Origin of the sequence: Streptomyces sp. VRA16 Mangrove soil, from assembly GCF_017377775.1 — a bacterium.
Classification (GTDB): domain Bacteria; phylum Actinomycetota; class Actinomycetes; order Streptomycetales; family Streptomycetaceae; genus Streptomyces.
In genome coordinates this window covers 629360-645548 of record NZ_JAFVLN010000001.1, presented here as the reverse complement: position 1 = coordinate 645548, position 16189 = coordinate 629360, and the positions used below count along the sequence as shown (strand labels likewise).

General features: G+C 73.5%; 14 protein-coding genes and 1 pseudogene. 7 read left to right on the top strand and 8 right to left on the bottom strand.

The window, feature by feature from the left end; genetic code table 11:
- Positions 1-41 precede the first annotated feature (41 nt).
- The 5 genes from J3486_RS02705 to J3486_RS02685 all read left to right on the top strand — a co-directional run bounded on the left by J3486_RS02705 (position 42) and on the right by J3486_RS02685 (position 4906).
- Positions 42-1145, top strand: a complete 1104-nt coding sequence (locus J3486_RS02705) for a sialidase family protein (RefSeq protein ID WP_207818274.1) — start codon at positions 42-44, stop codon at positions 1143-1145.
- Positions 1146-1229: 84 nt separating this feature from the next.
- Positions 1230-1907: a uracil-DNA glycosylase gene (locus J3486_RS02700; RefSeq protein ID WP_207818273.1), complete on the top strand. Its 678-nt coding sequence runs from the start codon at positions 1230-1232 to the stop codon at positions 1905-1907.
- Positions 1904-2929, top strand: a complete 1026-nt coding sequence (locus tag J3486_RS02695) for an N-acetylglucosamine kinase (protein WP_207818272.1) — start codon at positions 1904-1906, stop codon at positions 2927-2929. The genes J3486_RS02700 and J3486_RS02695 overlap by 4 nt, the downstream gene beginning before the upstream one ends.
- Before the next feature lie 138 nt (positions 2930-3067).
- The gene (locus J3486_RS02690) at positions 3068-4006 is read left to right on the top strand and encodes a sirohydrochlorin chelatase (protein ID WP_207818271.1); all 939 of its coding nucleotides are present in this window, start codon (positions 3068-3070) and stop codon (positions 4004-4006) included.
- A gap of 231 nt (positions 4007-4237) precedes the next feature.
- Positions 4238-4906, top strand: a complete 669-nt coding sequence (locus J3486_RS02685) for a bifunctional 2-polyprenyl-6-hydroxyphenol methylase/3-demethylubiquinol 3-O-methyltransferase UbiG (protein WP_207818270.1) — start codon at positions 4238-4240, stop codon at positions 4904-4906.
- Here the strand turns inward: J3486_RS02685 and J3486_RS02680 are convergent.
- From J3486_RS02680 to J3486_RS02670, 3 genes are all read right to left on the bottom strand, one after another.
- Complete coding sequence (locus J3486_RS02680; protein WP_207818269.1) at positions 4903-5952, bottom strand: lactonase family protein; 1050 nt, start codon at positions 5950-5952, stop codon at positions 4903-4905. The genes J3486_RS02685 and J3486_RS02680 overlap by 4 nt on opposite strands.
- Before the next feature lie 56 nt (positions 5953-6008).
- Positions 6009-7286: a nitric oxide synthase oxygenase gene (locus J3486_RS02675; RefSeq protein ID WP_207818268.1), complete on the bottom strand. Its 1278-nt coding sequence runs from the start codon at positions 7284-7286 to the stop codon at positions 6009-6011.
- A 279-nt stretch (positions 7287-7565) separates the two neighbouring features.
- Entirely contained in the window at positions 7566-9065 is a 1500-nt protein-coding gene (locus J3486_RS02670) for an FUSC family protein (protein ID WP_207818267.1), read from the bottom strand.
- Positions 9066-9495: 430 nt separating this feature from the next.
- On the opposite strand from J3486_RS02670, the gene J3486_RS02665 reads away from it, so the two are divergent.
- Positions 9496-9840, top strand: coding sequence for a hypothetical protein (locus J3486_RS02665; protein ID WP_207818266.1), 345 nt, complete (start codon positions 9496-9498; stop codon positions 9838-9840).
- Between the two features lie 6 nt (positions 9841-9846).
- On the opposite strand, the pseudogene J3486_RS02660 reads toward J3486_RS02665, so the two are convergent.
- The 4 genes and pseudogenes from J3486_RS02660 to J3486_RS02645 form a co-directional block, all read right to left on the bottom strand.
- Positions 9847-10548, bottom strand: a pseudogene (locus J3486_RS02660) (universal stress protein); the annotation flags it as partial.
- Positions 10482-10958, bottom strand: a complete 477-nt coding sequence (locus J3486_RS02655) for a MarR family winged helix-turn-helix transcriptional regulator (protein WP_229377352.1) — start codon at positions 10956-10958, stop codon at positions 10482-10484. The gene J3486_RS02655 and the pseudogene J3486_RS02660, both read right to left, overlap by 67 nt.
- Positions 10959-11086: 128 nt before the next feature.
- Positions 11087-12442, bottom strand: coding sequence for a PQQ-binding-like beta-propeller repeat protein (locus tag J3486_RS02650; RefSeq protein WP_207818265.1), 1356 nt, complete (start codon positions 12440-12442; stop codon positions 11087-11089).
- The gene (locus J3486_RS02645) at positions 12439-12990 is read right to left on the bottom strand and encodes a SigE family RNA polymerase sigma factor (RefSeq protein ID WP_207818264.1); all 552 of its coding nucleotides are present in this window, start codon (positions 12988-12990) and stop codon (positions 12439-12441) included. Before J3486_RS02645 ends, J3486_RS02650 begins: the two co-directional genes overlap by 4 nt.
- 269 nt (positions 12991-13259) lie before the next feature.
- Here J3486_RS02645 and J3486_RS02640 point away from each other — a divergent pair, with 269 nt between their 5' ends.
- Positions 13260-13931: a DUF4097 family beta strand repeat-containing protein gene (locus tag J3486_RS02640; protein WP_207818263.1), complete on the top strand. Its 672-nt coding sequence runs from the start codon at positions 13260-13262 to the stop codon at positions 13929-13931.
- 12 nt (positions 13932-13943) lie between these two features.
- On the opposite strand, the gene J3486_RS02635 is transcribed toward J3486_RS02640, so the two are convergent.
- Complete coding sequence (locus tag J3486_RS02635; RefSeq protein ID WP_307804661.1) at positions 13944-16136, bottom strand: alpha-galactosidase; 2193 nt, start codon at positions 16134-16136, stop codon at positions 13944-13946.
- Positions 16137-16189 lie beyond the last annotated feature (53 nt).

The following is a 16189-nucleotide window of genomic DNA, read 5'->3' as shown; positions in this document are numbered from 1 at the left end:
GACGGATACCTGGAGACAACGACGTTTCGGAGGTGTTCGGCATGACTGAAGTGCTGCTCGCTGTGGGCACGCGCAAGGGGCTGTTCCTGGGACGCAGGAGCGGGGCGACAGGGGCGTCCGCGGGGGCCTGGACGTTCGACGAGAGCCCGTACTTCAACGCACAGGCGGTGTACTCCGTCGCCATCGACACACGAGGTTCCACACCGAGGCTGCTCGCGGGCGGTGACAGCGCGCACTGGGGGCCGTCCGTCTTCCACTCCGACGATCTGGGCCGCACATGGACCGAACCCTCCGCTCCGGCCGTCAAGTTCCCCAAGGACACGGGGACTTCGCTGGAGCGGGTGTGGCAGCTGCACCCGGCCGCGGCGGAGCCGGACGTGGTGTACGCGGGCACGGAGCCCGCGGCGCTGTACCGGTCGGAGGACCGGGGCCGGTCGTTCGAGCTGTGCCGTCCGCTGTGGGAGCATCCGACGCGTTCGCGGTGGGTGCCGGGCGGAGGCGGCGAGGGGCTGCACACGGTGCTGACGGACGCCCGTGATCCGCGGGCGCTGACGGTCGCGGTGTCCACGGCCGGCGTGTTCCGTTCGACGGACGGCGGCGCGAGCTGGGATCCGGCGAACCAGGGGGTGTCCGCGGTGTTCCTGCCCGATCCGAACCCGGAGTTCGGGCAGTGCGTGCACAAGGTGGCGCGGGACGCGGTCGACCCGGACCGGCTGTATCTGCAGAACCACTGGGGCGTGTACCGCAGCGACGACGCGGGGGGCCACTGGACCGACATCGGGTCCGGCCTTCCGTCGACGTTCGGGTTCGCCATGGCGACGCATCCGCACCGCGGGGACACGGCCTACAACTTCCCGATCACCGCGGACGCCGACCGGGTCCCCGCCGACCACCGCTGCCGGGTCTTCCGCACCCAGGACGCGGGCAAGAGCTGGGAGCCGCTGACCCGCGGGCTGCCGGAGGGCGACCACTACGGCACGGTGCTGCGCGACGCCTTGTGCACGGACGACGCGGACCCGGCGGGCGTGTACTTCGGGAATCGCAACGGGGAGGTGTACGCCTCGTCCGACGACGGCGACAGCTGGCGTCAGGTGGCCTCCCATCTGCCGGACGTGCTGTGCGTACGCGCGGCCGTCGTGGGCTGAGCGCGGGCGCCGCGGCGGTCGGCCGATGCCGCTCGGCCGACCGCCGGTTGAAGCCCCGCGCGCGTGCGGCGTTAGGGTGACGCCGTGGCACCACGACCTCTCCATGAAATCGTCGAAGCGGGTTGGGCCAAGGCCCTGGAACCCGTGTCCGGACAGATCGCCGCGATGGGGGACTTCCTGCGCGCGGAGATCGCCGCGGGGCGGACCTACGTCCCGTCGGGCGCGAACGTCCTGCGGGCGTTCCAGCAACCCTTCGACGAGGTGAGGGTGCTGATCGTCGGTCAGGACCCGTACCCGACGCCGGGTCACGCCGTGGGTCTGTCCTTCTCGGTGGCGCCCGACGTGCGTCCGCTGCCGGGCAGCCTCATCAACATCTACCGCGAGCTGAACACGGACCTCGGGCTGCCGCAGCCGTCGAACGGGGACCTGACGCCGTGGACCCGGCAGGGTGTCCTGCTGCTCAACAGGGCGCTGACGACGGCCCCGAGGAAGCCCGGCGCGCACCGCGACAAGGGGTGGGAGCAGGTCACCGAGCAGGCGATCCGGGCGCTCGCCGCGCGCGGCCGCCCGCTGGTGTCGATCCTGTGGGGCCGCGACGCCCGTAATCTGCGGCCGATGCTGAGCGAGTACCCGGCGATCGAGTCCCCGCACCCCTCCCCCATGTCGGCCGACCGCGGGTTCTTCGGCTCGCGCCCCTTCAGCCGGGCCAATGACCTGCTGGTGCGCCAGGGCGCGCAGCCGATCGACTGGCAGCTGCCGTGACCGACGCCGAGCGGTCCGGCCCCCCTCTGGTCCTGGGTGTGGACTCCGGCGGCTCCGGGCTGCGGGTCGCCCTGGCGCCCGTGGACGCTCCGGCGCGGCGCTCGGTCGCCACGTCCCGGACACCGGTGCGCACGTCGGGCTCCGGCATCGACGCCGGGCACATGATGGAGCAACTGCTGCCCATGGCCCTGACGTTGCTGGAGGAACACGAGACGGCGGGTGCGCGGATCGCCGCGGCCGTCGTCGGAGCCGCCGGGATGGCCACCCTCGGTGACGCCCTGCGGGCCGAGCTGCCCGACGCGTTCCGGCGTGAACTGGGCGTGGAGCGGCTGGCGTTGGCCGGGGACGCGGTCACCGCGTACGCGGGAGCGCTCGGCCAGCGTGCCGGCGCGGTGGTCGCCGCGGGCACCGGCATGATCGCGCTCGGCACGGGACTCGACCGGTGGCGGCGTGCCGACGGCTGGGGTCATCTGCTGGGCGACTGCGGTGGCGGCGCCTGGATCGGGCGGGCCGGGCTCGACGCGGCGATGCGGGCGTTCGACGGGCGGCGCGGCGGGAGTTCGCCGCTGCTGGCGCTCGCCGAGAAGCGGTTCGGGCCCGCCGGTGAACTGCCGGGCCGGATCTACCCGCGCACGGACCGTCCGGCGGCGCTCGCCTCGTTCGCGCCCGATGTGGCCCTGTGCGCGACGCAGGGCGATCCGGTGGCGGCGGGCGTGCTGCGCGAGGCCGCGCGGCACATCGCCGACGCGGCGGCCGCGGTCTGCCCGGCCGGCGGCGGCGAAGTCGCCCTGACCGGCGGCCTGTTCCACCTGGGTGAGCCGCTGCTCGGCCCGCTGCAGGCGGAGCTCGCCGAGCAGCTGCCGCACGCCACCGTCGTGACCGCCGAGGGCGACCCGTTGCACGGTTCCCTGGTGATCGCCGGGGCCCTCGCCGCGGACGGACTGCGACTGCCGCGTGACGGACGGCTCCTCTCGGTGACCCAGCGGCAGATGCACGGCACAGCCATCGAAGCGGGGAGTTGACGCGGACCCTTGCGGACCAGGGCACTTGAACCGGCCGCAACCTCCCATCCGTAACTGAACGGACAATCAAGGACGGATACCGCTCAGCTGCCCCCTGGCCGAACATCGGAGCCCGTCGAGCCAGTAGCATGCGGCGCCATGAGCTCCCCCCAAGGGCCTGCTTCCGGCCTGCCTGTACGAATGCCGCGACCCCGCCAGCCCGGACGGCACCGCCGCCCGGAACCCGTGGCCGCCCCCGAGGGCGCCCCGTCCCTCGTTCTCGCGGTGCCGGGCACGCCCAGCGCCGCGACGCGCATGCTCGCCGACGAGGTCGTGAGCATCGCCCGCTCCGAGCTGCCCGGTCTCGACGCCCGGGTCGGTTTCGTGGAGGGGGAGGTCACCGACTTCCCGGTCTCCGCCGAGTTCCCCTCCCTCGCGTCCGTGCTCGCGCACGCCGCGAAGGAGCGCACCGCACGCTACGAGCAGGCGCTCGCCGCCGAGGTCGAGGGCGTCAAGGAGCCCGAGGGCCCCGTCGCCGTGGTCGTCCCGCTGCTCGCGGGCCCCGACGCCGCGCAGGTCCGCCAGATCCACCAGGCCATCGCCGACAGCCGTGTCGCCGCCGAGCTGACCGATGTGCTCGGCCCGCACCCGCTGCTCGCGGAAGCGCTGCACGTGCGCCTGTCGGAGGCCGGTCTGGCCCGCGCCGACCGCGCCCGGCTGTTCACCGTGGCCACGGCCGCGGACGGCATCATCCTCGCGACGGTCGGCGGTGAGGAGGCGGTGCAGGCCGCCGGGATCACCGGCATGCTGCTCGCCGCGCGCCTCGCCGTGCCGGTGATGGCCGCCGCGCTCGACGCCGAGGGATCGGTCACGGCGATCGCCGAGCAGCTGCGGTCCTCGGGTTCGCAGCAGCTGGCGCTCGCGCCGTATCTGATCGGGCCGGAGCTCGACCCGTCGGTCCTGGAAGCGGCCGCCAAGGACGCGGGCTGCGCCTCGGCGGAGCCGCTGGGCGCGTACCCGGCGATGGGCAAGCTGGCCCTCGCCAAGTACGCGACGGCGCTGGGGATCACGCCCCAGCCGGTTGCCTCCGGCAGCTGAGCGGACGTGTGAGCGGGGCCCGGTCGCTACCGGGCCCTGTCTGCTTTTCGGCTCCCCACCGGGCCCCGTCTGCTTTTCGGCTCCCCACCGGGCCCCGTTCGCTGTTCAGCACGCGCCTCGGGCCGGGCCCGCGCCGCACGGCACGCGCCTCGGGCCGGGCCCGCGCCGCACGGGCCCGATCGGCTGTGAACGGCCTTGAGGTGGCCGCACGGCACCCCTATGGTCGCCACCATGAGCAGCGACGACACGGCACTCATGGCAGAGCAGATGGCCTACTACCGGGCGCGTGCGTCCGAGTACGACAACGTCTACGAGCACCGCGCGGACCTGCGAGAACTTCTCGCCGTCGCCGACCGTCTCCCCCTCACCGGAGACGTTCTGGAGCTCGCCTGCGGGACCGGGCAGTGGACGGCCCTGCTCGCCCGGCGGGCCGCGTCGGTGACGGCCGTCGACGCCTCCGCGGAGACGCTGGCCATCGCCCGCACACGTGCCGCCGCACCCCACGTCCGTTTCGTGCAGGCCGATCTGTTCGAGTGGCAGCCGCCGCGCCGCTACGACACGGTGTTCTTCGGCTTCTGGCTGTCCCATGTGCCGCCGGCCCGGTTCCCCGGGTTCTGGCGGTCGGTCGCGGCCTCGCTCGCCCCGGGCGGCCGGGCGGTCTTCGTCGACGACGGCCCCACCGAGGCGGCGAACGAGGAACTGCTCACCGGGGAGTCCGGGCACGCGGCTCTGCGCCGCCTCCAGGACGGCAGCGCGTACCGCATCGTGAAGGTCTTCCACGAGGCACAGTCGCTCACCGACCAGCTCGCCGCGCTCGGCTGGTCGGCCCGGGTCGCGCCCGCCGCGGGGCACTTCCTCGTCGGAGTGGCGAGCCCGATCGGTGCATCGGGACCCGCCTAACCGGCCTGATCGAAAACGACGCAGGACGCCGCCGGCACCCGCACCGAGCCGCCCCGCACGGGCAGCCCCGACTCCTGGTCCACGGTGAACCAGGTGACGTCGCCGGAGCGTTCGTTGGCCGCGTAGAGGAACCGGCCGGAGGGGTCGAGGGCCAGATCACGCGGCCAGTCGCCGCCGCAGGAGACGGTCGCGAGGAGCGTGGCGCTCTCCCCCGTCGCGTCCAGAGAGAAGACGGAGATGATGTCCTCGCCGCGGGTGGCCGTCCACAGGAAGCGGCCGTCGGGGGCGACGACGACCTCGGACGGGTACGCGTCGCCGCGCGGCCCCGCGTCGGGCAGGACCAGGAGCTCGGTGAGCGGCTTGAGCGTGCCGTCGACGGCGTCCCAGCGGCAGACGGTGAGGGTCGGCGTGAGTTCGTTGAGGACGTACGCGTACCCGCCTGACGGGTGGAAGGCGAGGTGGCGCGGGCCCGAGCCGGGGCGCAGGGCCGTCTCGTGGTGCAGGGTGAGCCGGCCGTCCTGCGACAGTGCGCAGACGCGGACCGAGTCGGTGCCGAGGTCGACGCTGACCGCCCAGCGGCCGCTCGGATCCGGCAGGACCTGGTGGGCGTGCGGGGTCTGCTGGCGCTGCGGGTGCGGGCCCGAGCCGCTGTGCCGCAGCACATCGGTGCCGGCCGCGTCCGGCGTGCCGTCGGCCCGCAGCGGGAGGCAACTGACGCTGCCGGAGTTGTAGTTCGCGGTCAGCACCCGGTCGCCCCAGACGGCGAGATGGGTGGGGCCCGCGCCGTCCACCGGGGCGGGCGGCGCGGCGAGCTGCGGCGGGACGGTGTCCGTCCGGAACGCGGCGACGGCCCCGTCCCTGGTCTCGCTCACCGCGTACAGGAGTCCGCCCGAGAGGGTCAGGTACGAGGGGTCGGCGAGGGCGTCCGTGGCGTCGAGGAGGGTCAGCGAACCGTCCTGCGCGTCGAGCGACGCCGTCACGATGCCGCGGCCGCCCGCCGCCGTGAAAGAGCCGATGTACGCCCGCCCTGCCTGACTGCCGCTCACTGCTTCCCCTTTCGGACGCGGGCCGTGTGCCCGTGCGGCCGACGGTAGCAGTGGGTCTAGACCAGATTGCGCCAGGGAGCCCGGTGCCGCGCCGGGAACGCGTCCTCGCCGCGCGCCCGTGCGTGGGCCTCGGGATGGTGCACGTACGCGGGCGTGTGCTGCACGTCGTCGTACGTGCGATGGAAGACCGGGGTCGTCGAGCCGGACAGGGGCGGGACGATCCACGACCAGTCGGCGCCGACGGTGCGGCCGCGGGACTCCTCGCGTTCCAGGTGCGTGAGGAAGCGCACCGACTCGGTGTGGTGGTCGGTGATGGTGACGCCCGCGCGGTCGAAGGAGTGCAGCACCGAACGGTTGAGCTCGACGAGGGCCCGGTCCTTCCACAGGGAGCGGTCGCTGCTGGTGTCGAGGCCGAGGCGGTGGGCGAGGTGGGGCAGCAGGTTGTAGCGGTCGGTGTCGGCGAGGTTGCGGGCCCCTATCTCGGTGCCCATGTACCAGCCGTTGAAGGGGGCCGCGCCGTAGCAGATCCCGCCGATCTCCAGGCACATGTTGGCGAGCGCGGGGACCGCGTGCCAGCGCAGGCCCAGCCCGGCCCACCAAGGGAACTCCGGGTGCTCCAGGGGGACTTCGAGAACCGCGTCCTCGGGCAGCCGGAAGAGGCGGGGCCGCAGGTGCGGGGCTTCCTGGACGACCAGGGGCAGCACGTCGAAGGGGGTGCCCGCGCCGCCCTGCCAGCCCAGCCGCCTTGCGTACTCGGTGAGTCCGACGGCGCTCGGGTCGCCGACGACGAGTCCGTCGCGCCGGGCGTGTCCCGCGTAGCGGATCAGCTGCTCGTTCCAGATGCGCGGCCCCGGCCGGCCGGGCCGGTCGGGGGCGAAGACGGTGATGAGCGGGCGGATCCGGCCGCCGGGCGCCGCCTCCCGCAGATGGTCGGCGCAGGCCGCGGCGATCGCGTCGGGGGTGGTGAGGTGGCGCAGGTCGCGCACGCGCAGGGAGCGCCAGTAGAGGCGGCCTATGCAGCGGTTGGCGTTGCGCCAGGCGACGCGGGCGCCGTGCGCGAGTTCCTGCGGGGTGTGCGTGTACGTGCCGGTGGCGGCGATCTCCGCCTCGGCCTCGGCGATGCGCCGGGCCGGATCGCCGAGGTGTTCCTCGGCGTGGTGCTGCCGGATGAACGCGGCCGCGGCCTGTGCCGGCCCGTCGCCCGGCCGCCTGCGGGCGCCGGGCTCGGGCACCGGGCCGTGGTCGTGCCACGGCCCGTGCTCCGGGCCGTCGACCGCGGCGAGCCAGCCCTCCGCCTCGTGCGGTGTTCCGGTCCTGCGCAGGTTGCTTCGCATGGCGCACTCCCAGCGGCTCGGTGGCGGCGGCGCCCGGCTCGCTCCCGCGCGGCCGGGCGGCGGGACCCGGCCGGTTCGGCGGCCCGGGCCCCGGGCGTCCAACGGCGCGGGATGTACCCCGAGGGCGGACTGATCCACCCTGTATGTGCCCCGGGAACATGCTCACTCGGGACCGGTCTGTCCACGCCGATGCGAGACAACCACACGTCGGCCCCGGCAGGTGGGCGATCACGGGCCTCCGGGGAGCGTGACGAACTGCGCAGGGGCGCGCGTTCCGTTCTACGCGCCCAGGCTTGCGCGCCGGGCTCCGCGCAGCGGTACGGCGAGTTCGACCAGCGCGCGTTCCAGGGCGTGCAGGTGGGCGAGGACGGGCTGCTCGGCCTCGGCCTCCTGCGGCGCCGCCACGACGGCACGCGCGTACGGGGCGGGGGCGGTGAGCGCCTCGACCGCGCTCTCCACGCGCCAGCACGCGGCGGCGAGCCGGGCGTCGTGCGAGGCCTCCGGGTCGGCGGCGACGGAGGCGAGCCCGCGCACCTCGCGCGCGCACTCGTCGAGCAGGGCGAGCACCTTCCGGGCCCGCGCCTTGCGGGACCGCATCGGGCTGAGCGGGTGCACCAGCGGGTTCAGCGACAGCCGTACGCGGCCGAGGATGGCCTCCAGTTCGGCGACGCGCGGCGCCGGGTCGGCGTCCCCGCCGGCGAGCCGGGCGGCGGCCTCCGCGGTGCAGGCGTGCACACAGCGCAGCGCCCGCTCGACCCAGGCGTCGGTGACGGAGTGCGTGCTCACGGGCAGCACCAGCAGCACGGCGAGGACCGCGCCCAGGGCGCCGGCCGCCGTCTCGGTGACGCGCAGCGCGAGCAGCGCGGGGTCGAGCACGCCGAGCAGCCCGTAGAGCATGCTCGCCATCACGGTCACGGCCAGCATCATCCAGGTGTAGGAGACGTGGGCCGTGTAGAAGATGCCGAAGACGCTGACGGCGACGACGACCGCGGCGGCGACCGGATCGTGGTGCAGCGGCATGGCGACGGCGAAGCCCAGCACGATGCCGAGCACGGTGCCCAGGAACCGGCGGAAGCCGCGCACCACGGTCTCGCCGCGCGAGGTCGTCGCGACGAACACCCACCAGGTCGCGCCGACGGCCCAGTACCACCGCTGATCGGACAGCACCTGCCCGGCGGCGAGCGCGAACGCCGCGCCCACCGTCGCCTGCACGGCCTGCCGGGTCGTGATCCGCGCGAGCCCCTTGCCGCCGGCCGGCGCCGCCACGGCCACCGGCCCCGGTAGCCGCCGCTCGTAGCACCACACCCCGAACCGCACGAACGCGGCGGCGCCGAGCGACAGGAGCACGGCCTCGTACAACTCGGGCAACTGGCCGGGGACGGTGTGCAGGAACTGGCTGGCGAAGAACATCATGAACGCGAACACGCCCAGCGAGTGCCCGCGCGGCCCCCACCGGCGCGCGTACACGCCTGCTCCCACGACCGCGAGGAACGCCAGGTCACGGGCGAGCGGCGCCCCGTGCAGCACGGCCGCGAGCGCGAGCACCGGCAGGCCGACGACGGGCAGCAGCGCGGTCGTGACCGCCTGCCCGCGCACCGTCGTGTCGGTCACCGTGAACAGGGCGAGCAGCGCGGCCAGACCACCGGTGATCGCCGCCACCAGCGAATGCCCGACGGCTCCGCACAGCACCACGGCCAGCCCGATCCCCAGCACCGCACGACTCGCGAACCGCAGCCGTACCCGCCCCGGATCCGGCGCCACGAACGCCCTCTTCAGCAAGTTGCCCCGCCCTTCCACACGCAGACATGAGAAAGGCGCCGCGGAGATCCCCGGGGGATCCGCAGCGCCATCGACTCGCACATCTCAGCATTGAGGCGGCTGATGGTTCAACAGAGGCCGAAAGTCCTGGGCCAATGGCACAGGAATCGCTGCCGCCCGACGGCCGGGTCCGGGCCAACGGACCATCGGGGGGAACCGGCCGCCCTGGAGGGCGTCACCACCCGCCGCACCCTCCGCCGCCACCGGACCGGGGGCGCCCCCTGCGTGGGGCCGCAAGTCCGTGACAGGTCGTGACAGGTATGGCCGCGCACGAAAAAGAATCACCTCGCGGCGATCCGTCCCCTCGCCGAGGAAGGCTCAATCACATCGTTGACCGGTTCGAAATTCAGGTGAACTCTGCTCTGAAGAGCCTCCGAGAAAGGTGAGTAAGGTGACCATTTCGCCTCAGGTCGCGCCGAATGTTTCGGCGTCCACCGCGCCCAGGACCACCACGCTCACCGCCGTCTGGGACGCGGTCCTCGTACGCGGCGTCGGCGTCATGTCCGTGTCCCGCTTCGGCCCAGGTCAGTACATCGTCTTCTTCCATCACGACGTTTCCCAAGGCGCTTATGTCGCCACATTGGGATCGGCGAACACGGTAGCCTTCATGCCCCCTGGCGAGATCGTCGTGAGCCCTGCGGAGAATGCGCCGAACGCGGTCGTCGTGCTCACATTTGGGAGCGGTGGGCTTCCTTTCCAGGACCGTGGCTTCCATTTGGCGGTGCATCTTCCTTAGCGCGGGTCAGACGGCGCTTCCGCGCAATTCCTTCAATGCGTTCCGGGTCAGTCGGCGCGGCTCGCCTTCGGTTTCCACGAGGACGACGTCGCAGGACGCCTCGTGCGTGAGGGCGCTGGTGAAGCTGCCGTCGGCGAACTGCGCGAGGGCGCCGCGCGGGGAGCGGCCCACGGCGACCGCCCTCGCGCCGACCTCGTCGGCGTGGTGGGCCAGGGCTCGGCCGGCCGCCGCGTGGTCGCCGACGCTGGAGAGGATCTGGCCGGACACCGTCAGCCCGTGCGCGGCGGCCCGTTCCAGGTGTGCGGTGACGGCCGCGCGCGCCTGGTCGGTCGTCTCGGTTTCGGTGGCCTGTTCCTCCACGACGGCGGTCTGCTGTACGTGCACGATCTCCAGGGGGCTCCCGGTCGCGGACGCGAGCCGGGCCGCCGCTTCCACGATGGCCTGCGCCCTGCCGTGGGAGCCCACCGCGACCACGACCGGGGCCGTGCCCGCGGGCGCGGGGTCACCGACCGCCGTGAGCCGCGCGGTGACCGGCCCGGCTTCGCCGAGGTGCGCCTCGGCCCCGGCCAGCATCTTGTGGCCGGTGGCGAGGACGGGGATCGCCAGGACGAAGCTCGCGGCGCCCACGGAAAAGGGAAGGCTCAGTCCCGCCGCGTCGGCGAGCTTGCCCGCGACGTACGGGGCGATGCCGCCGCCGATGAAGCGCAGGCGCGCGCCAGTGCGGGCAGCGCGATCCTGACCGCGTGCTGTTCCTCCTCGGAGAGCGCCGCGACGAGCCGGCCCAGCGCCTCGGCCCGTTCGGCCCTGCGCGCCTCGTAGACCTCGACGCCCAGGTCGGTCACGGCGACCAGCACGCCGCGGCCGTCCTCGGGGTCGGCGTCGCGCCGGACCAGTCCGGCCCGCTCCAACCGGCCCACCAGCTGGGTCATGTTGGGCTGCGAGACGTTCTCCGAGCGGGCCAGCTCGCTCAGCCGCAGCGGGCCGCCCCGGCCCAGCCGGTCGAGTGCGGACGAGGCCGCGTGGCTCAGCCCACCGGCCGTGGTGCCACGGCGTACGTGGCGCACCGTCTGCTCGACGGCCGTCATCAACGATTCGGCGGAACCCGCTTCGGAGTCCATGCCCCGCTCATTCATAAGTGCATTACGCACCTGGTTCGGCGCGGGCGGAACCCCCGGAACGGAGCGAGGGCGCCGCGGAGATCCCGGAGGATCGCGCGGCGCCCCGGCGCCCCAAAGGCCCCTCCCGCTCAGTGCAGTCGGGGCTCGATCCGGAAGAGCGCGCCGCCGGTCTGGCCGATGAGCGTGTGGCCGGAGAGCATCAACTCGGGGGCGATGCCTCCTCGGGCGGGCCCCACGGGCAGCGGGACCCGGCCGCGCCAGCGCACCGTGCCGTTGTCCAGGTCGAGGCCCACCAGGTGTCCTGACGGGTCGAGGTAGTAGGCCACCCTGCGGTCGAGGTCCACGGCGGCAGCGGAGGGCAGTTCCCTCATCCGGGCGTCGCGCTTCTCCTTGCGCAGGGTCAGCCCGAGGTCGCGGGACCACAGCCGGCGGCCGTCCTCGGCCGAGTACGCGACGGCGGTGCCGTCACCACCGGCCAGCAGCTTGCCGTCGGCCACCTTCCCGAACGGGATCCCGTCGACGCGGTGTCGTGTGACCTTGCCGCTGCCGGTGTCCACGCGCGTGAAGGTGGCGGGTCCGGGGTCGCTGAAGAACCTCTGGCCACCGGCCAGACCGCCCAGCAGCACGCTGTCGCCGTCCGTCCCCAGGAACGTGGTCATGCCCTTGACCGTGGCCACGGTCCGGGCCGCGCCGGTCTTCGGGTCGAGGCGGATCACGGAGCTGGGTCGCGGCGACTTGTCCGAGTCCGGTGAGCAGACCAGGTAGGGGGCGCCGCCGAGGGAGGCCGGGGTGCAGTCGGCCTGCTTCCACTTGTACGTCCACAGCGTCCGCCCCGTCCTGTCGTCGAGCGCGGCGACGCTCTTGAAGGAGGGGGTGTTGGCGAGGATCCAGCCGTTGAACCGCACGGCGGCTTCGGCGTCGCGGCTGTCGTCGGCCATGACGTGCTTCCAGAGCGTCTGGCGGCTCGCGAGGTCGATGGCGACGAGATCCGTTCTCGCCCTGCTCGCCCCGGGGTCGTGATCGGCGTACGTGTACAGGACCCCGTCGCGAACCCCGGCCAGGGATCCGGACGGGGTGCTCCCGCTGTGCGGATCCGCGGCGGCGCGCTTCCAGTCGACCGTGCCGGTACGGGCGTCGACGCCGATCGCGTCGTACTCGGCCCCGCGGCAGTAGACGGCGCCGGAGCCGAGGGTGCACGCGTCCCAGGAAGCGCTGGGCAGGGTGGTCCGCCACAGGAGCCTGCTCTCGGTGCTCATCCGGGTCGTGGGCGGCTGCGTCCCCTTGTGCCCGTCTCCCCCGGTGACGAAGACCGCGCCGACGGTGATGCCCGCTACGCCGAGCGCCGTGCCCGCCGCCCTGACGACGTTCCTGCGTCGCCTGCGCCGCACGATGCGGTCGGCGATGCCCGCGGGAGCGGCCGGGCTGTCGGGGGTCCAGTCGTGCAGGACGTCCCGGATCGTGCGGTCCAGCTGGTCGGAGTTCATGTGTGGGCCCCCCTCGGGCTGCTGCTGCTCGTGACGGTGGCGGCCGGCTGCGCGGGGTCGCCCAGTTCCGGGGCGACCCGGCGCAGCCGGGCCAGGGACCGATGGGTGGTGCTGCGGACGGTGCCGACCGAGCAGCCGAGGGTGCTCGCCACCTCCGTCTCGGACAGGTCCTCGAAGTAGCGCAGGACGAGGACGGTGCGCTGGCGCGGCGTGAGCCGGGCGAGCGCCTGCGCCACGGCGATCCGCAGATCGGCGGCGCCGGTGCCGTCGGCGATCCCGAGGCCCTCCGGTGGCGCGGCGAAGGTCGGTTCGCGGTGCGGTCTGCGCAGTCGCCAGCGGCTGACCTGGTGGCGGTACATCACCCTGCGCACGTAACGCTCGGGGTCCTCCACCTGCCGCCAGCGGTCCAGCACCTTCATCAGCGCGGTCTGCACGAGGTCCTCGGCCTTGTGCCGGTCACCGCCGGTGAGCAAGTTGGCCACGCGGAGCAGGGCGCCCCACCGGGAGTCGACGAACTCCCGGAATCTCTCGTGGTCCTGCGGGTCCATGGGCCCTCCCGTTTCTTGACGCCCCACAGGACGCGCCGGGCGTCGGCAATCTATGCCTGGCACCTGGCGGTTCTTTCCGGCCGTAGCGTTCACGCACAGGTCAATGCAATGACTAATAGCCGGATCGTTGCATTCCTCTTGAATTCACTGCAACGAAATCACGCGCACTACCTGCACCTAGGTCATTCATCTGCAATCTCACCGTTGCAGCATCAATGAACGCAACGTAGCGTTTCCATCAACGGAAACAAGGACTCAAGGAGTGGACGATGCAGAAGTTCGACGCCCCGGCCCCGATCACCGCTGTTCTCGACATTCCCGCGGGGCGCATCCAGCTGATCGCCGCCCACCGCACCGACGCCGTCGTCGAGGTGCTTCCCGCCCACCCCGCCAAGAGCCGCGACGCGAAGGCCGCCGAGCAGGCCACGGTCGAGTTCCGCGACGGCGTCCTGCGCATCGCGACGGCAGCACCCCGGCACGCCCTCATCGGCCCTTCCGGCGCCGTGGAGGTGACCGTCCGACTGCCCGTCGGCTCCCGGGTCGAGGCGAAGGCGGCCGCCACGGATCTGCGGGGCGTGGGACGGCTCGGCGACGTCGTCTTCGAGAGTGCCCAGAGCGAGGTCAAGCTCGACGAGGCCGCGGGCGTCCGCATCGGACTGCAGGGCGGCGACGTACGGATCGGCCGCCTCGACGGCGACAGCGAGATCAGCACGCGCAAGGGTGACCTCACGGTGACCGAGGCCGTGCGCGGGACCCTGACCCTGCGCACCGAGCACGGCGACATCCACGTCGGCGCGGCCCACGGGGTCTGCGCGACCCTCGACGCCGGCACGTCCTACGGCCGGGTCCACAACGCACTGCACAACGCCGAGGGCGAGGGCGCGGGCCTGGCCGTGCACGCGACGACCTCCTACGGCGACATCACCGCCCGCAGCCTCTGACCCGTACGCGGATCAGAGGGCCTGCGCCCGGACCAGGAGCAGCTGCTCGGGGTTGAGCGCCGGCGCGCGCACGCCCACCCGGGCCAGGGTGGCGCCGCCGAGGACGAGTCCGTCGGTGGTCCACGGGGTCGGCTGCCCCCGCAGAGCCGGGGCGTCGCCGGGCGCCTGCACACTCACCCGGTACGTCACGTCCGGGTCCAGGCCGGGCAGCCGGACCGTCCCGGGCACCGACGTCAGTGGCGCGTCCAGCTGGACCAGGGCGTACAGGGCGTCGCGGCGGTCGGGCGCGACGACACCGTGGACGGCGAGCGCGGGATCGTACGCGTCGTCGCGGACGGTGGTGCCGCCGTGCAGCAGGGGCCGCAGCTCCTTGTACAGGGCGACCCAGCGGGCGAGCTCGGCGCGCTCGTCAGGGGTGGCGGTGGTGAGGTTCCACTCGATGCCGAACGACCCGAACAGGGCGGTTCCGGCCCGGAAGGACAGGTCGTGGGTACGGCCCGTGGTGTGCGACCGGGGCGCACCGACGTGTGCGCCGACCAGTTCGGGCGGCAGCAACTGGGCGGTCCAGCGCTGGATCTGCTGCCGTTCCAGCGGGTCGATGCAGTCGCTGGCCCAGACCCGGTCCGTGCGTTCGAGGATGCCCAGGTCGACGCGGAGACCGCCGGAGGAGCAGGACTCGATCTCCACCCGCGGGTGCCGGGAGCGCAGTTCGTCGAGGAGGCGGTAGACCGCGTGGGTCTGCGCGTGCACGGACGGCGTGCCGTGCGGCCCGTGCCCCGCGTCGAGCAGGTCGCGGTTGTGGTCCCACTTCAGGTACGCGATGTCGTACTCGGTGAGGAGGGCGTCGAGCCGGTCCAGGATGTACGCGTACGCGCCGGGCCGCGTGAGGTCGAGCACCTGCTGGTGGCGCGAGGGGAGCGGCTGCCGCCCTCCGGTGGCGAGCAGCCAGTCGGGGTGGGCGCGGGCCAGGTCGGAGTCGGGGTTGACCATCTCCGGCTCGACCCAGAGCCCGAACTCCATGCCGAGGTCGTGGACGGTGGAGATCAGCGGGCCGAGCCCCTTGGGCCAGACGTGCTCGTCGACGTACCAGTCGCCGAGGCCCGCGCGGTCATGCCTGCGGTGCCTGAACCAGCCGTCGTCGAGCACGAACCGCTCCACGCCGGCCTCGGCGCCGAGCCGGGCCAGTTCGGTGAGCCGGTCGAGGTCCTGGTCGAAGTAGACGGCTTCCCAGGTGTTCAGCACGACGGGTCGGGGCGGCAGTTGCGGCCGGCGCCCGCGCAGGTGGGTGTGGAAGCGGGCGGCGATCGCGTCGAGGCCCTCGTCGCTGTACGCCGCGTACACCCAGGGCGTCGTGTACGTCTCCCCCGGCGCGAGCCGCACCTCGCCCGGCAGCAGCAGTTCGCCGCCGCCGAGGACCGCGGCGCCGGTCGACAGACGTTCGGCGTACGCGCGGTGGTTGCCGCTCCACGCGACGTGCAGCGCCCAGACCTCACCGTGCCGGAAGCCGAAGCCGGGCGTGCCCGCGGCGAGGATCAGTGGGGCGTCGGGGCCGGTGCGCCCGCGGCGGTTCTCGCGGCTGTGCGCGCCGACCACGAACGGCAGGCGCTGCGGGGCCCGTTCGCGGCCCCAGCGCCCGGCCAGGTCGAGGAGTTCGGTCGCCACGGGCGGCACGGGCACGGTCGCGGTGAGCGCGTCGATCACGAACGGGGCCCCGTCACCCGGCTGTTCGGCGGTGGCAGTAGCAGTGGCAGTGGCAGTGGCAGTGGCAGTGGCAGTGAGTGTGGCGCGCTGGCGCAGCAGTCCCTCCGCCGTCAGCTCCAGTTCGAGCCGCAGGGCGAGTCCGGCCGCCGTGTCCTCGCCGGTGGCCAGGATCGTGCCGCCGCGTCCGGCCCCTCGGTCGTCGACGTCGAGCGCGGTGAGCCGGAACCAGGGCGACCAGGCGGTGCCGTCGCGGTGCCCGGTCAGGCCGGGGCGGCCGCGCCAGCCCGCGGCGTGCTCACGGGCGAGGGACGGGATGACCGTCCGGTCGAAGTCGTTCGGTACGGGGGCCGATTCGACCGCGCGGCACAGGTCCGAGAGCTCCGCCGGGCCGGTGTCGCCCAGGTCGGCGCCCCAGTGGACGACGGACGGCAGCGCGCCCTCCGCCGCGGCCAGTACGAGGCTGACGCCGGCGGCGCGCAGATGGACCGGGTCGGACAGGGGCACGGCGGACTCCGAAGGGCGTAGGAGCAGAAGGACGTAGGAGCAGGCAAGTCGAC

Bases quoted from the DNA above. Each gene is read 5' to 3' on its own strand.
- J3486_RS02705 (WP_207818274.1), top strand. From the start codon at position 42: ATGACTGAAGTGCTGCTCGCTGTGGGCACGCGCAAGGGGCTGTTCCTG.
- J3486_RS02690 (WP_207818271.1), top strand. From the start codon at position 3,068: ATGAGCTCCCCCCAAGGGCCTGCTTCCGGCCTGCCTGTACGAATGCCG.
- J3486_RS02685 (WP_207818270.1), top strand. From the start codon at position 4,238: ATGAGCAGCGACGACACGGCACTCATGGCAGAGCAGATGGCCTACTAC.
- J3486_RS02675 (WP_207818268.1), bottom strand. From the start codon at position 7,286: ATGCGAAGCAACCTGCGCAGGACCGGAACACCGCACGAGGCGGAGGGC.
- J3486_RS02655 (WP_229377352.1), bottom strand. From the start codon at position 10,958: ATGGACTCCGAAGCGGGTTCCGCCGAATCGTTGATGACGGCCGTCGAG.
- J3486_RS02650 (WP_207818265.1), bottom strand. From the start codon at position 12,442: ATGAACTCCGACCAGCTGGACCGCACGATCCGGGACGTCCTGCACGAC.
- J3486_RS02645 (WP_207818264.1), bottom strand. From the start codon at position 12,990: ATGGACCCGCAGGACCACGAGAGATTCCGGGAGTTCGTCGACTCCCGG.
- J3486_RS02640 (WP_207818263.1), top strand. From the start codon at position 13,260: ATGCAGAAGTTCGACGCCCCGGCCCCGATCACCGCTGTTCTCGACATT.